The organism is Micromonospora sp. CPCC 206171 (assembly GCF_036906755.1).
Classification (GTDB): Bacteria; Actinomycetota; Actinomycetes; order Mycobacteriales; family Micromonosporaceae; genus Micromonospora; species Micromonospora purpureochromogenes.
In genome coordinates this window covers 63,096-77,923 of record NZ_JBAKHT010000014.1, presented here as the reverse complement: position 1 = coordinate 77,923, position 14,828 = coordinate 63,096, and the positions used below count along the sequence as shown (strand labels likewise).

The following is a 14,828-nucleotide window of genomic DNA, read 5'->3' as shown; positions in this document are numbered from 1 at the left end:
CAGGTCCCTGATCGCGGCCTGTTCAGCGCGGGCGGTTGTTCCAGTTGTAGAACGTCGGGATGTTCTCGAAGTGGTTCCACGCGCAGACCGCGCTGGCGCCGTCGGAACCCGACACCTCCGCCCGCGACCGACGCGCGGCCTCGGCCTCGTGGAGCAGGGCGGTAAGCCCCGGGGCGGCCTGCCGGACCCGGTCCACGACCGGATCGACGGCACCTCTCCCGACGTGCTCAGGCTGCCGGTGACTCGTGGTCTCTGGCATGCTCCAACACTCCCTCCAATAGGCGGATCTTGCTGTTGCGGCAGTGCTCGGTCTCCGTACCGTCAAAACGCCCCAGCTCGAAGTAACGGTTGGCCGCGTGGCCGCCACCGCAGAAGCCGAAGTACGGGCAGGACGACCGGCAGGCCTCGACCCCGGTCAGGAACTCGCCGACCCACGGCGTGCCCGCCGCGCCGGCCAGGATCTCGGCCAGCGGGGTCGCCAGCACGTTGCCGCTGCTGAAGTCGCCGTAGCGGGGGTGGGTGAAGCCGGCCAGCTCGGGGGAGAGCACGGTCACCGACCCGTCGTGGCCGATCGTGGGGATCGGGTCGAGCTGCCGGGGCAGCAGGTCGTCCGCCGCGCCGTCCAGCACCGCCGCGGCGTAGCGCAGCGACCACTCCACCTCCCGCAGATGGATGCGGGGCGCCCGGCGCCAGGCCGCGACGAGCTCCGCCCAGAACGCGGTCACCGTCGCCGCGTCGTGCGCGTTGCCCCGGGTGTTGACCCCCTCGGTCTCCTCGATGTTGACGCCGAGCACGTCGCAGCCGAGGTCGAGGAAGTAGTCGTACAGCTCGGTGGCGTAACCGGGGGCGGGCCGGCTCACCACGGCGAGCGCCGAGAACGGCAGGCCGTGCCGGCGCAGCGCCGCCACCCCGCGCACGATCCGGTCGTACGCCGGCTGCCCGGCCCGGGTCACCCGGTCGCCGTTGCGCTCCCGGGCGCCGTCGACGCTCACGCTCACCCGCACCCCGTGCTCGACGAAGAACGCGCACCAGGCGTCGTCGATCAGCGTGGCGTTGGTCTGGACGTGGTGCTCCACCTGCGGCCCGAACGGGGCCATCAGGGCGGCCAGGTGCTCCCGGCCGGCCGCGAGGGGCTCACCGCCGTGCCACACCACCGAGAACCGCCCGGTGGCCGCCCACGGCTCGACGGCGGCGGCGACCGCCTCCGCGACCGCCACCGGCATCCGCCGGTCGACGGCGCGGAACGGCAGGTAGCAGTAGACGCAGTCCAGGTTGCACAGGGTCGTCGGCTGCATCACCACGTACGAGGGAACGCCGGCGATGCCCCGCATCCCCGTCACGGGCTGTGCCCGAGCAGCCATCGGCCCTCCTCCCCCGTGCCTGAGGCCCTTCAGGCTAGGCGGCGATGGCCACTCGGGTGAAGCCCTGATCAGGTGCCCGGATGATCAACGCAGCGTGATCACCCGCGGGTGTGCTGCCCGATCATCTGCACGTTGCCGGAACCCTCGATGATCTCGCCGGCCTGCCAGGCGTCGACGCCGCGGCCGGTCAGGGTGGCCAGCGCCCGGTCGGCGTCCTCGGCCGAGACGATAGCGAACATGCCGACGCCCATGTTGAAGGTCGCCTCCATCTCCGGGTCCTCGATCCGGCCCTTGGACTGGATCAGGTCGAAGACCGGCTGCGGCTTCCAGGTGGAGCGGTTGACCACCGCGTCGACGTGCTCCGGCAGGACCCGCACCAGGTTGCCCGGGATGCCGCCACCGGTGACGTGGGCCAGCGCCCGCACCTCGGCCTCGGCGATCAGCTTGAGGCAGTCCTGCGCGTAGATCTTGGTCGGGGTGAGCAGCTCCTCGCCGAGGGTGCGCTGCCGGCCGAAGTCCTCGATCACCACGTCCAGCCGCATCCGGCCCGCGCCGAGCAGCACGTGCCGGACCAGCGAGTAGCCGTTGGAGTGCAGGCCCGAGGAGCGCATGGCGATCACCACGTCGCCGACCTCGACCCGCTCCGGGCTGAGGATGTCGCTCTCCTCCACCACGCCGACGCCGGTCGCGGAGATGTCGTACTCGTCGGGGCGCAGCACACCCGGGTGCTCGGCGGTCTCGCCACCGAGCAGCGCGCAGCCGGCGTACCGGCAGCCGTCGGCGATGCCGGCGCCGATCTCGGCGACCTTGTCCGGCACGACCTCGCCGGTGGCGATGTAGTCGAGCAGGAAGAGCGGCTCGGCGCCGCAGGCCACCAGGTCGTCGACGACCATCGCGACCAGGTCGATGCCGACCGTGTCGTGGATGTCCATCTGCTGCGCGATCACCAGCTTGGTGCCCACGCCGTCGGTGGACGAGGCCAGGATCGGGTTCTTGTACTTCTTGGTGTCCAGGCGGAACAGCCCGGCGAAGCCGCCGAGGTCACCCATGACCTCCGGCCGCCGGGTCTGCTTGACCTTGGACTTCAGCAGCTCGACCGCGCGGTCGCCCGCCTCGATCGACACACCGGCGTCCGCGTACGAGACCGAGCGTTTGCGCGCCGTGCGGCCGGAGCCGGCCGTCCAGGGCTGGCGGTCGCCGCCGGCGCCCGTCGGGCTGCTTCCTGCGCCGCTGCGCTCGGACACGTGCGTCACGGTTCTCCCCTTTGGTTCTCGGTGCCGCTCGGGGTGCCGGGCGGCGCCGGTGGTGCTACGGGTGGACGGTCGCGCCGCCGGGAGTGGCGACGAGCGGTGGGGCGGTGTGCCCGAGGTCGGCGGAGGGCTGGTTCGTGACCCGCCGCTCCACTCCTTCGAGCACGTGCTTGCCGATCAGGTTCCCGGCCGGCAGCTCGATCGGGTACTCCCCGTCGAAGCAGGCACGGCAGAGCCGGGTCTTGGGCTGCTCGGTCGCGGCGATGAGACCCGGGAGTGAGACGTACCCGAGGGTGTCGGCGCCGATCGACCGGCGGATGCCCTCGTTGTCCAGCCCGTTGGCCAGCAGCTCGGCGCGGGTGGCGAAGTCGATGCCGTAGAAGCACGGCCAGTTGACCGGCGGGGAGGAGATCCGCACGTGCACCTCCAGCGCGCCCGCCTCGCGCAGCATCCGCACGATGGCCCGCTGGGTGTTGCCGCGCACGATCGAGTCGTCGACCACCACCAGCCGCTTGCCCCGCACGTTCTCCCGCAGCGGGTTGAGCTTGAGCCGGATGCCGAGCTGGCGCAGGGTCTGCGACGGCTGGATGAAGGTGCGCCCGACGTACGGGTTCTTCATCAGGCCGGCGCCGTAGGTGATGCCGGACTCCTCGGCGTACCCGATCGCGGCCGGCGTGCCGGACTCCGGCACCGGGATCACCAGGTCGGCCTCGACCGGGTGCTCCTTGGCGAGCTGGCGGCCGATCTGCACTCGGGCGGAGTGCACGTTGCGCCCGGCGATGGTGGCGTCCGGGCGGGCGATGTAGACGTACTCGAAGAGGCAGCCCTTGGGCTCCGGCGCGGCAAACCGGGCCGACCGCAGCCCGTCGGCGTCGATGGCGATCAGCTCGCCCGGCTCGACCTCGCGGACCACGCTGGCGCCGACGATGTCCAGCGCGGCCGTCTCGCTGGCCACCACCCAGCCGCGCTCCAGCCGGCCGAGCACCAGCGGGCGTACGCCGTGCGGGTCGCGGGCCGCGTAGAGCGTCGACTCGTCCATGAAGACGAAGCTGAACGCGCCCCGCAGCTGCGGCAGCACCTCCAGCGCGGCGGCCTCCACGGACAGGTCGGGGCGGCTGGCCAGCAGCATGGTCACCAGCGAGGTGTCGTTGGTGGCGCCGTCGGCGACCAGACCCCGCTCGGCGACCTCCTTCTGCAGCTCGGCGGTGTTGACCAGGTTGCCGTTGTGGGCCAGCGCGATGGTGGTGCCGGAGGTGGTGGACCGGATGGTCGGCTGGGCGTTCTCCCAGGTCGAGCCGCCGGTGGTGGAGTAACGGGCGTGCCCGATCGCGACATGGCCGCGCAGGCTCGCCAGCGTCGGCTCGTCGAAGACCTGGGCCACCAGACCGAGATCCTTGTAGACCACGACGCCGGAACCGTCGCTCACCGCGATGCCGGCGGCCTCCTGGCCCCGGTGCTGGAGCGCGTAGAGGCCGAAGTAGGTGAGGTTGGCGACCTCCTCGCCGGGGGCCCAGACACCGAAGACGCCACAGGCGTCCTGCGGGCCGGGCCGTTGGGGATCAAGGTCGTGGCTCAGCCGGCCGTCGCCTCGGGGCACCCTGCCGCTCCCTCATGCTGGTCTGGAACTGGCCTGGCGGAATCAGAGGTGCTGATCCGCGTTCCTCGGCCGGGACCACTGTCGTCGCCTGACAGTGTACGCGAATGACAGTCGATACAGATAGTCACGATTTGGCTCCAGCGCGTCACCACGGCGGACGGTGGAGTCGCTGCTAGAGGGGTAGCTGTGCGGACAGATCCGCCCGGTTCCCACTCACCTGTACGCGACCCTCGGTGACGGCCTCGGCCCAGGAGAGGCGTCCGGTCGCCAGCGCCAGCCAGGTCGCCGGATCCATCTCCACCACGTTCGGCGGGGTGCCCCGGGTGTGTCGGGGGCCCGGAAGGCACTGAACTGCACCGTAAGGTGGGACACGCACCTCCACCGATCGGCCGGGGGCGCGCTCCGCGAGGGCGGTCAACAAGGCACGGACCGCCTCTCGGTACACCGGCCGTTCGGGCGTACGCCCCTCGTCGAGCGCCGACAACGCCGCCGCGACCGCGGCGGACTTAATGTGCGGAGAGGACACGACGGGACGATACGACTCGATGGCGGAGGCCACGACGCTGGCCCTGGGTCGCGCTGATCCGGTCAGACAAGGCATAGTTGCCGACGGCGTATTCGTACCGTGATGATCCCGGGCCCACCCGGCCCGGGGAGTCAGCCCGGAAGGCGGTGGACGTGTCAACACACCGACGTGCCTGGAAGCAGCGGGCCGGTGTGGTCGTAGCGCTGGTTGCCGGCGCCCTGCTCACCGTCCCCGCCACACCGGCCCTCGCGGCCAAGATCACCTCTTCCGACGGCTCGGTCACCATCGACGCCGGCCGCAGCAGCCGCATCAGCGTCCAGGTCAACCCGGACGGCGACGAGAAGACGGCGAATGTCAGCATCACCGGTCTTCCGCAGGGCGTGTCCTGCGGCGGCTGCGGGGAGATCGACTTCGGCCTGATTCCCGGGTCGCAGCGGGTGACCCTGACCCTGTCGGCCAGTAACGACGCGCCGGCAGCCAACGGGACCCGGGCCACCGTGCGCGTCGAGGGCGACGGGGGCTCCGACTCCAAGCCGCTCAGCGTGACCGTGAACGCCAAGGCGGCCCCGCCGACCACTCCGCCGCAGAACCAGACGGTCAAGTCGATCTCCGGCAAGGTGGTGGTGGCCGCCAACGGCGACGCGGTGCCCAACGCCGTGGTGCTGCTGCTCGATACGCAGGGACACCAGTACCAGACCACCAGCGACGGCAGCGGCAACTACCGCTTCAGCGGCTCCAGCACGCAGCCGATCAGCCCTGGCCGGATCGACCTCGGCGCCACCAAGGACAACATCCGCGCGACGAAGACGATCAACGCGAGCGCCGGTCAGAGCCTGACCAGCCAGCGGATCGCCCTGGCGCTGAAGGTCGAGGTCTCCCCGAGCGCCACGCCGTCGGCGACCGAGGAGCCACTGCCCACCGACGAGGCGACCGAGGAGGCCGCTGAGGAGACCGAGGCGGCTGCCCCCGGGCAGTCCCAGGCCGCGTCGGACGACGGCGGCGGCTTCGGCTCCTTCATGATCATCCTGCTCGGTGGCCTGCTCGTCGCGGCCGGCGTCGGCACGATCGTGCTGCTCTGGATGCGACGCAAGAACGCCGACGAGGACGACGACGCCCCAGCCGGCGCCGCCGGCGCGGTTCCCGGCGCGCGGGGCGCGTTCCGGGGGGCCGACGACCAGACCCGCGTGGTCAACCGGGCCGGGGCGGCCGGGCCGGACCCGACCATGGTCGGCGGGACCGCGCTCAGCGACGCGCCGACGATGATGCACCGCCCGGTCGTGGACGACGTCCCGCCGGACCCGTACGGGGCTCCGCCGCAGTCGTACGGCGCCGCGGGCGCCGCAGCGGGCGGCTGGGCCGGCAGCGGTTACGGCGACGAGCCCGCCCAGGGCGGATACGGCCAGCAGAACGGCTACGGCAACGCCCCCTCCTCCGGTGGCGGCTACGGCAACGCGCCCGCCTCGGGTGGCGGCTACGGCGGCGCCCCGTCCGCCGACGCCGGTTACGGCGCGGCCGGCGCGGCGGCCGTCGGCTACGGCAACGCTCCCGCCTCCGGCGGGGGCTACGGCAGCCGGGACTACGGCGCACCGGCCGGCGGCCCGGGCTACGGCGGCCAGGACCAGGGTGGCGGCTACGGCGAGCGCTACGACGAGCCCACCGGCCGGTACACCGGGGAGAGCACGGGCGCGTACGCCCCGGCGGCCGACCCGTACCCGACCAGCACCTACCAGCCCGACCAGGGCCACGGCTACGGCCAGCCGGACCCGGCGCCGTACGGCCGGGGCCAGGAACCGGCCGGCGGCTACGGCGGCGGCAACGGCTACGGCGCGCCGGGCGGCGGCTACGACGCCGGCGGCCAGCAGCCGGGCTACGACAACGGTTACGGCGCTGCCCAGGGCGGGTACGACCAGCAGGGCGGCGGCTACGGCGCCGGCCAGGGCGGGTACGACCAGCCGGCCGGCGGCTACGGCAGCGGCCAGGGTGGCTACGGCCAGCAGGGCGGCTACGACCAGGAGCCGCCGCAGCAGCGCACCGGCGGGTACGACGACCGGGGCTACGACCAGCAGCAGGGCGGCGGCTACTACGGCGACCAGGCCCAGGCGGGCCGGGGGCGGCCGGACGCGGCGCCGCAGCAGGACCGCGGCGGGCGCCGCCTCGACTGGCTGGACGACTGACCCCCCGGGACCGACGTGGAAAGGGCCGCCCGGAGCACCGGGCGGCCCTTTCACATGTGCCTGGTCAGGCGGCGGAAAAGACGCCCTGGCGCAGCAGCGGCACCACCTCGGAGGCGCCGACCCGCACGGCGATCTCCACGTCGCCGGCGAAGCCGCCCTCGATCAACTCCCGCCCCGAGACGCAGCCGCGCACCGCCGCCGGAACGTCGGGGGTGCTGGCCAGCGCGGCGAGCGCCATCGCCGCCTCCACCGAGAGCCCACCCGGTACGCCGGACAGGGCGTCCAGCACACTCGCCGCGCCCAACTGGTCCTCCACCGAGGGGCGCAGCGAGCCGTCCGGCCAGCGTTCGCCGGCGGCCACCACGCCCACCGGGGCGTCGGTCGAGCCGTACCCCTGGCGGCGCAGCCAACGCCCGACGGCGCGGGCGTTGCGCAGGCAGGCCGCGACCACCGGCAGCCCGGTGGCGCTGGCGGCGGCGCTGATGGCGGAGCCGTTCGGCGACGGCAGCACCAGGTCGGTGACGACCGGCGCGGTGCTCAACGCGGCCGGCGAGAGCGACCACGGGTGCTCCGGGGTGGTCTGCCGGCGACCGACGGCGGCGACCGCGCCGACCCGCCGCGCGAAGTCCGCCGCCTGCGCACCCCAGGGGAAGGGGTGCACCCGCATGCCCCGGCCGACCGCCACCTCGACGGCGGTGGTGAACGAGAGCACGTCCACCACCACCAGCACGGCGCAGACCCGGCCGAGCTCGGCGGCCCCGGTCAGCCCCCAGTCGAACCGGGCGCCGGAACCGGGTTGGGCGTAGACGGCCCCGGCCAAGGCCTCAGCGCTTATCGGGCGCGGAGGACTGCTCGTCGGCACCCGGGTCGGACGGGGCCGCCGAAGCGTCGGGAGCCGTCGCATCTGCGGTGACCTCCGTGGTCGGACGCTCCCGCTCCGCCGCCTCGACGGCGGTGGGCTCGGCGACGGTGCCTTCGGCGACGCTGCCCTCGGTCCGGGGCGACTCGTCGGCGGCCGGCTCCGGCTGCGCGTCCTCGTCCGCCTCGGCCCGGTCGGCCTCCGCGTCGGCGGCGGTCGGCACGTCCACCGGCTGCCCGGCGGTGGCCGGCGCGACGGTGGTGGTGCCGGTCCGGGTCGCCTCGACCTCGACCTGCGCTGCCTCCGCGCCACCGAAGAGCCGCGGCAGGGTGGCGGTGTGCACCTCGCGCAGCTCGTCCAGGCCGATCCGGAACTGGCCGTGCACCTCGAGGGCGCCGCCCGCCGGGTCGGTCACGCCGATCAGCTCCCACGGCACACCACGCTCGCCGCAGAGAGCGGTGAACGCCTTCTCGCGACCGCGCGGCACCGAGACCAGCACCCGGCCGGCCGACTCGCTGAACAGGAAGACGAACGGCAGCGAACCGTCGGCGAACCGCTCCGGCACGGCGATCCGGGCACCGACCCCGCGCCGCAGGCAGGACTCGACCAGGCTCTGGGCGAGACCACCGTCGGAGAGGTCGTGCGCGGAGCTGAGGTGACCCACCCGGGCCGCCTCGGCCATCAGTTCGGCCAGCACCCGCTCGCGGGCCAGGTCGACCTGCGGGGGCATGCCGCCCAGGTGCTCGTGGGTCACCCAGGCCCACTCCGAGCCGGAGAGCTCGACGTGCGTGTCACCGAGCAGGAAGAGCTGGTCGTGGTCGCCACCGGCCCGCGGGACGAAGCCCATCGGCACCCGGTCGGCGACGTTGTCCAGCACGCCGAGCACGCCGACCACCGGGGTCGGGTGGATCGCGGCGGCACCGGTCTGGTTGTAGAAGCTGACGTTGCCGCCGGTCACCGGGATACCCAGTTCGAGGCAGCCGTCCGCCAGGCCGCGCACGGCCTCGGCGAACTGCCACATCACGCCCGGGTCCTCCGGCGAGCCGAAGTTGAGGCAGTTGGTCACGGCGATCGGCTTCGCGCCGGTCACCGCCACGTTCCGGTACGCCTCGGCCAGCGCCAGCTTGGTCCCGTTGTACGGGTCGAGGCGGGCGTACCGGCCGTTGCCGTCCACCGACAGGGCCACCCCGAGGCCGGTGCGCTCGTCGATCCGGATCACGCCGGAGTCCTCCGGCTGGGCGAGCACGGTGTTGCCCAGCACGTACCGGTCGTACTGCTCGGTGACCCAGGTCTTGTCGGCCAGGTTCGGCGACGCGATCATGCGGAGCAGGGTCTCCCGCAGCGCCTCCGGCGTGCTCGGCCGGGGCAGGGTCTCGGCCCGGTCGGCCTGGAGCAGGATCAGGTCGGCCGGCTCGCGCATCGGGCGGGCGTAGACCGGGCCGTCGTCCACCAGCGAACCCGGCGGCACGTCGACCACCACGTGGTCGTTCCAGGTGACCAGCAGCCGGCCCGGCTGCCCGTCCGGGGACGGCGCGGTGACCTCACCGATCGCGGTGGCCAGTACGCCCCACTTGTCGGCGGTCTTGAGCACCGCCTCCAGCTTCTCCGGGGCGACGACCAGCAGCATCCGCTCCTGGGACTCGCTGGCCAGGATCTCGTGCGGCTCCATCGAGGGCTCGCGCAGCGGCACCCGCTCCAGCCACACCCGCATGCCGGTGCCGGCGGAGGCGGCGGTCTCGGTGAGCGCGCAGGTCAGGCCGGCGCCGCCCAGGTCCTGGATGCCGACGACCAGCTCGGCGTCGTACAGCTCGAGGCAGGCCTCGATCAGCAGCTTCTCGGTGAACGGGTCACCCACCTGCACGGACGGGCGGCGCTGCTCGCTGCCCTCGTCGAAGGTGGCGCTGGCCAGCACCGACACGCCGCCGATGCCGTCCCGGCCGGTCTTGGCGCCGAGCAGCACCACGATGTTGCCCGGGCCGGTGGCGTCCTTCTTCTGCAGCCGGTCGACCGGCAGCACGCCGAGGCAGAGCGCGTTGAGCAGCGGGTTGCCCTGGTAGCAGGGGTCGAAGACCAGCTCGCCGCCGATGTTGGGCAGGCCGAGGCAGTTGCCGTAGCCGCCGACGCCGGCGACCACGCCGGGCAGCACCCGGGCGGTGTCCGGGTGGTCGGCCGCGCCGAATCGCAGCGGGTCCATCACGGCGACCGGGCGGGCGCCCATGGCGAGGATGTCCCGGACGATGCCGCCGACGCCGGTCGCCGCGCCCTGGTACGGCTCGACGAAGCTCGGGTGGTTGTGCGACTCGACCTTGAAGGTCACCGCCAGCTCGTCGGAGATCCGCACGACGCCGGCGTTCTCACCGATGCCGGCGAGCAGCCGGTCGCTCGGCGGGGCCTTCTCGCCGAACTGGCGCAGGTGCACCTTGCTCGACTTGTAGGAGCAGTGCTCGCTCCACATGATCGAGTACATGGCCAGCTCGGACTGGGTGGGGCGCCGGCCGAGGATGTCCCGGATCCGGTCGTACTCGTCGTCCCGCAGGCCCAGCTCGGCGTACGGCTGGAGCTCCTCGGGAGTGCCGGCGGCCTGCGACACGGTGTCCACGCCCGCGGTCCAGTCGGCGGCCGGCGCCGAGCCGGCGTGCCGGCCCGCGTCGGCCGGGCCGCCCTGCGGCGCCACGGAGGCCGCGCGCGGCTCAGTCGGGGCAGCCGGGAAGGTACCCGGTGTCTCCCGTACGACCGGGTCCGGATGGGTGGTCATGACGTCTCCTCGCTGCGCTCGTGGCCGCCCGTCGGGCGGTGGAGCCGACCGATGATCCCGCCGCGCACGGTCACGCCGGCGCCCCCACCAGGTGCTTGAGCACCGAGGTGAAGAAGCCGAGACCGTCCAGGGAGGGGCCGGTGAGCGCCTCCACCGCGTGCTCGGGGTGCGGCATGATGCCGACCACGTTGCCGGCGGGGTTGGTGATCGCGGCGATGTCGCGCTGCGACCCGTTGGGGTTGCCGCCGACGTAGCGGGCGACGACGCGCCCCTCGCCCTCGAGCTCGTCCAGGGTCGCGGTGTCCGCGACGTAGCAGCCCTCGCCGTTCTTGACCGGGATCAGGATCTCCTGACCGGCCTGGAAGGCGTTCGTCCAGGCGGTGCCGGCCGACTCGACGCGCAGGATCTGGTCCCGGTTGCGGAAGTGCAGGTGCTGGTTGCGGGTGAGCGCCCCGGGCAGCAGGTGGGCCTCGCAGAGGATCTGGAAGCCGTTGCAGATGCCGAGCACCGGCAGGCCGCCCCGGGCCGCGTCCACGATCGTCTCCATCACCGGGGCGAACCGGGCAATGGCGCCGCAGCGCAGGTAGTCGCCGTAGGAGAAGCCACCCGGGAGAACGACGGCGTCCACCCCGTGCAGCTCCGCGTCGCCGTGCCAGAGCCGGACCGGCTCGGCCCCGGCGATCCGGACGGCCCGGGCCGCGTCCCCGTCGTCGAGCGAACCGGGGAAGGTCACCACACCGACGCGGGCGGTCACGGGTGTGCGCCCACGGTCTCGTCCGCCTCGACCACCCGGACGGTGAAGTCCTCGATGACGGGGTTGGCGAGCAGCTTGTCGGCGATCTCGCGGGCCCGGTCCAGGTCCGGTTCGCCGGTGAACTCGATCTCGATCCGCCTGCCGATCCGGACAGAGGCGACGTCACTGACGCCGAGCCGCGGCAGCGCGTTTGCGACGGCCTGGCCCTGAGGATCGAGGATCTCGGGCTTGAGCATGACGTCGACGACGACGCGAGGCACTGGGCACTCCTGACTGTGTACGCAGTTGGGTGCCGGCCCACTACGGGCGAGCGCAGCCAGCGTACCTGGCAGATTCCGGTCCGGACGCACCGGCCGGGGGCAGTTCAGGCAGTGATCGACATAACGACCCGTCCCGACGGAGGGCCGATGCGGGTTCGTTGCCGGGCCGATGCGGTTTCGTTGCCCGCCACGACGGCGGACCGCCGCCGCCACCCCACTGACCAGGCAAATCCCGGTGGGTGTTCGCCAGGGCTGACCAGTTCCCGACAAACACGGACGAGCGCGCCTCGAACCCCTCGCGTCACATCCGTTAATCTCGATTAACTCTTGTGAACGGGACTCGCGGACTCTAGCCTACATCGACAGATGTCGATGCTTTTGATGTCCCCGGCGGGTCACCCCCGCCCGCCGCGGCCGACGCTGCCCGGCGACCCCGGGCCCCTGACCAAGGAGTTCCCCCATGCGCCTTCGCCCCCTGCTCGCGGTGCTGACCACCGCGCTCGCCGGCGTCCTCGCCACCGCCTCCGGCGCCACCGCCGCCCCGGCCGGCCCCCAGCCGATCATCGGCGGCAACACCGTCTCCTCCGCGCCGTGGGCCGCCGCGGTGTTCAGCAACGGCTCGTTCACCTGCTCCGGCAGCGTGATCTCGTCGCAGTGGGTGCTCACCGCCCGGCACTGCATCAACGGCTCGATGTCCGTCCGGGTGGGCAGCGTCTACCGCTCCTCGGGCGGCGTCACCCGTACGGTCAGCGCCACCTACACCCGCTACGACCTCGCCCTGATGCGCCTGTCCAGCCCGGTCACCACCAGCGCGGTGACGCTGGCCAGCAGCAACCCGCCGATCGGCTCCACCAACTCGATCTACGGCTGGGGCATGACCTGCTACAGCGGCTGCTCGGCCGCCAGCCAGCTCAAGACCGCCACCGTCCAGGTGACCAGCACCAGCGTCACCGACGCGTACGGCGGGCAGGCGATCCGCAGCACCGAGATCAGCGGCAACGCCTGGCGCGGTGACTCCGGCGGCCCGCAGTTCTACAACGGCCGGCAGGTCGGGGTCGCCTCCACCGCCGACGGCGTGAGCATCCAGAACTACGGCAGCGTCGCGTACAACCGGGCCTGGATCACCTCGGTTTCCGGTGTCTGACGGTTAGCGCCGTGGCGGCGCAGATGGCCGGCCGAGCGCCCGCCGTCCGCGCCGCCTGGTTTTGCAGCATCCGATCAGGTGAACACGGCTCGCGAACGGCCCGGGCGTGGACTGACAGCATCGGAACCGTGCTGGTCGTGACGACGGATCAACTGCCTGGCTACGAGATCCGCCAGATCCTCGGCGAAGTGGTCTCATCGATGGCCCGGACGCGCAACCCGTACCGCGAGGGGGTCAAGAACCTGCGCGGTGGCGCGTACGACCCGATGGCGCCGGACAACCTCACCCGGTGGCGAACCGACTCGGTGGCCCGGCTCGGCGAGGAGGCCCTCCGGCTCGGCGCGAACGCCGTGGTGGGGATGCGCTTCGACAGCCGCGACTGCGGCGAGATGTGGATGGAGATCTGCGCGTACGGCACGGCGGTGGTCGTCGTACCCAAGGTGCCCGACGTCATGCCGAGCGACCAGCCGCTGGTCGCGGCGGAGACCGCCCACGAGCCCGGCTTCACCGAGGCCCCCGGCGGCATCGCTGAGCCGGCGAGCGCCCCGAACCTCTCCACCGCCGCTGACACCCCCACCCGCAAGACCTGACCCCCACCCTGGTTGATCAAGGAGTTCGCGTCGGATCGATCTCGGATCCAGACGCGAACTTCTTGATCACCGGAGCAGGGCGCGGGCGGCGTCAGGGATCAGAGGATGGGCGGCGGGGAGTAGGTGGCGGCCTCGGGGTGGGCCGTCACGACCGCGGTGATGCGCTTGGTGACCGCGTCGACCTGGGCCTGGGCGGCGCCGGTGAAGGTGGTGGGGTCGGCGACCAGGGCGTCGATCTCGGCCCGGGTCAGGCCGAGGCGGCCGTCGGCGGCGAGGCGGTCGAAGAGGTCGTTCTCGGCGGCGCCCTTCTCCCGCATGGCGAGCGCCACGGCGACCGCGTGCTCCTTGATCGCCTCGTGGGCGACCTCCCGGCCGACGCCCCGGCGCACCGCCGCCACCAGGATCTTGGTGGTGGCCAGGAAGGGCAGGAACCGCTCCAGTTCCCGGTTGATCACCGCCGGGTACGCCCCGAACTCGTCCAGCACGGTGAGGAAGGTCTGGAACAGCCCGTCGGCGGCGAAGAACGCGTCCGGCAGGGCGACCCGGCGGACCACCGAGCAGGAGACGTCCCCCTCGTTCCACTGGTCGCCGGCCAGCTCGCCGACCATCGACAGGTAGCCCCGGATGATCACTGCGAAGCCGTTCACCCGTTCCGACGAACGGGTGTTCATCTTGTGCGGCATCGCGCTGGAGCCCACCTGGCCGGGCTTGAAGCCCTCGGTGACCAGTTCCTGGCCGACCATCAGCCGGATCGTGGTGGCCAGCGAGGACGGCGCGGCGGCGACCTGGGCCAGCGCGGAGAGCACGTCGAAGTCGATGGAGCGGGGGTAGACCTGCCCGACGCTGTCCAGCACCCGGTTGAACCCGAGGTGCCCGGCCACCCGGCGCTCCAGCTCGGCCACCTTCTCCGCGTCGCCGTCGAAGAGGTCGAGCTGGTCGGCGGCGGTGCCGACCGGACCCTTGATCCCGCGCAGCGGGTAGCGGCCGATCAGGTCCTCCAGCCGCTCGTACGCGATCAGCAGCTCCTCGGCGGCCGACGCGAAGCGCTTGCCGAGCGTGGTGGCCTGCGCGGCGACGTTGTGCGAGCGCCCGGTCATCACCAGCCCGGAGTGCTCGTGGGCGAGCCAGGCCAGCCGGGCCAGGGCGGCGACGACCCGGTCCCGGATCAGCTCCAGCGAGCGGCGCACCTGGAGCTGCTCGACGTTCTCGGTGAGGTCCCGGGAGGTCATCCCCTTGTGCACGTGCTCGTGCCCGGCGAGCGCGCTGAACTCCTCGATCCGGGCCTTCACGTCGTGCCGGGTGACCCGCTCCCGCTCGGCGATCGAGGCCAGGTCGACGTCGTCGACCACCCGCTCGTACGCCTCGACCACCCCGTCCGGCACGGCCACGCCGAGGTCGCGCTGGGCCTTCAGTACGGCGAGCCAGAGCCGCCGCTCCAGCCGTACCTTCTCCTCCGGTGACCAGAGGGCGACCAGCTCGGGTGAGGCGTACCGGTTGGCGAGCACGTTCGGGATCGTCGTCACGTGCCTCATTCTCTCGTACGCACAAGCGCTGGCCA

The 14,828-nt window shown here is 72.7% G+C and carries 13 protein-coding genes; 3 read left to right on the top strand and 10 right to left on the bottom strand.

Annotation, left to right across the window (positions count from 1 at the left end):
• Positions 1–22: 22 nt before the first annotated feature.
• The 5 genes from amcA to V6U89_RS17565 all read right to left on the bottom strand — a co-directional run bounded on the left by amcA (position 23) and on the right by V6U89_RS17565 (position 4,734).
• The gene (gene amcA, locus V6U89_RS17585) at positions 23–259 is read right to left on the bottom strand and encodes a multiple cyclophane-containing RiPP AmcA (protein ID WP_154940662.1); all 237 of its coding nucleotides are present in this window, start codon (positions 257–259) and stop codon (positions 23–25) included.
• On the bottom strand, positions 228–1,331 hold the full coding sequence (amcB, locus tag V6U89_RS17580) for a cyclophane-forming radical SAM peptide maturase AmcB (protein ID WP_334572389.1): 1,104 nt from the start codon (positions 1,329–1,331) through the stop codon (positions 228–230). Before amcB ends, amcA begins: the two co-directional genes overlap by 32 nt.
• A 128-nt stretch (positions 1,332–1,459) precedes the next feature.
• Entirely contained in the window at positions 1,460–2,614 is a 1,155-nt protein-coding gene (gene purM, locus V6U89_RS17575) for a phosphoribosylformylglycinamidine cyclo-ligase (protein WP_154940666.1), read from the bottom strand.
• A 55-nt stretch (positions 2,615–2,669) separates the two neighbouring features.
• Complete coding sequence (gene purF, locus V6U89_RS17570; RefSeq protein WP_334572301.1) at positions 2,670–4,208, bottom strand: amidophosphoribosyltransferase; 1,539 nt, start codon at positions 4,206–4,208, stop codon at positions 2,670–2,672.
• 172 nt (positions 4,209–4,380) lie between these two features.
• Positions 4,381–4,734, bottom strand: a complete 354-nt coding sequence (locus tag V6U89_RS17565) for a sterol carrier family protein (protein WP_334572300.1) — start codon at positions 4,732–4,734, stop codon at positions 4,381–4,383.
• Positions 4,735–4,886: 152 nt separating this feature from the next.
• Here V6U89_RS17565 and V6U89_RS17560 point away from each other — a divergent pair, with 152 nt between their 5' ends.
• On the top strand, positions 4,887–6,908 hold the full coding sequence (locus V6U89_RS17560; RefSeq protein ID WP_334572299.1) for a carboxypeptidase-like regulatory domain-containing protein: 2,022 nt from the start codon (positions 4,887–4,889) through the stop codon (positions 6,906–6,908).
• 64 nt (positions 6,909–6,972) lie between these two features.
• Here V6U89_RS17560 and V6U89_RS17555 read toward each other — a convergent pair whose 3' ends face one another.
• The 4 genes from V6U89_RS17555 to purS all read right to left on the bottom strand — a co-directional run bounded on the left by V6U89_RS17555 (position 6,973) and on the right by purS (position 11,536).
• The gene (locus tag V6U89_RS17555; RefSeq protein ID WP_334572298.1) at positions 6,973–7,728 is read right to left on the bottom strand and encodes a 2-phosphosulfolactate phosphatase; all 756 of its coding nucleotides are present in this window, start codon (positions 7,726–7,728) and stop codon (positions 6,973–6,975) included.
• Between the two features lie 4 nt (positions 7,729–7,732).
• Complete coding sequence (gene purL / locus V6U89_RS17550) at positions 7,733–10,522, bottom strand: phosphoribosylformylglycinamidine synthase subunit PurL (protein WP_334572297.1); 2,790 nt, start codon at positions 10,520–10,522, stop codon at positions 7,733–7,735.
• Positions 10,523–10,592: 70 nt separating this feature from the next.
• Complete coding sequence (gene purQ, locus V6U89_RS17545) at positions 10,593–11,276, bottom strand: phosphoribosylformylglycinamidine synthase subunit PurQ (protein ID WP_334572296.1); 684 nt, start codon at positions 11,274–11,276, stop codon at positions 10,593–10,595.
• Positions 11,273–11,536, bottom strand: coding sequence for a phosphoribosylformylglycinamidine synthase subunit PurS (gene purS / locus V6U89_RS17540; protein WP_334572295.1), 264 nt, complete (start codon positions 11,534–11,536; stop codon positions 11,273–11,275). Before purS ends, purQ begins: the two co-directional genes overlap by 4 nt.
• 460 nt (positions 11,537–11,996) lie before the next feature.
• Here purS and V6U89_RS17535 point away from each other — a divergent pair, with 460 nt between their 5' ends.
• The gene (locus tag V6U89_RS17535; protein ID WP_334572294.1) at positions 11,997–12,680 is read left to right on the top strand and encodes a S1 family peptidase; all 684 of its coding nucleotides are present in this window, start codon (positions 11,997–11,999) and stop codon (positions 12,678–12,680) included.
• A gap of 23 nt (positions 12,681–12,703) precedes the next feature.
• On the top strand, positions 12,704–13,270 hold the full coding sequence (locus V6U89_RS17530; RefSeq protein WP_334572388.1) for a YbjQ family protein: 567 nt from the start codon (positions 12,704–12,706) through the stop codon (positions 13,268–13,270).
• Positions 13,271–13,368: 98 nt separating this feature from the next.
• Here V6U89_RS17530 and purB read toward each other — a convergent pair whose 3' ends face one another.
• Complete coding sequence (gene purB, locus V6U89_RS17525; RefSeq protein ID WP_334572293.1) at positions 13,369–14,793, bottom strand: adenylosuccinate lyase; 1,425 nt, start codon at positions 14,791–14,793, stop codon at positions 13,369–13,371.
• Between the last annotated feature and the right edge of the window lie 35 nt (positions 14,794–14,828).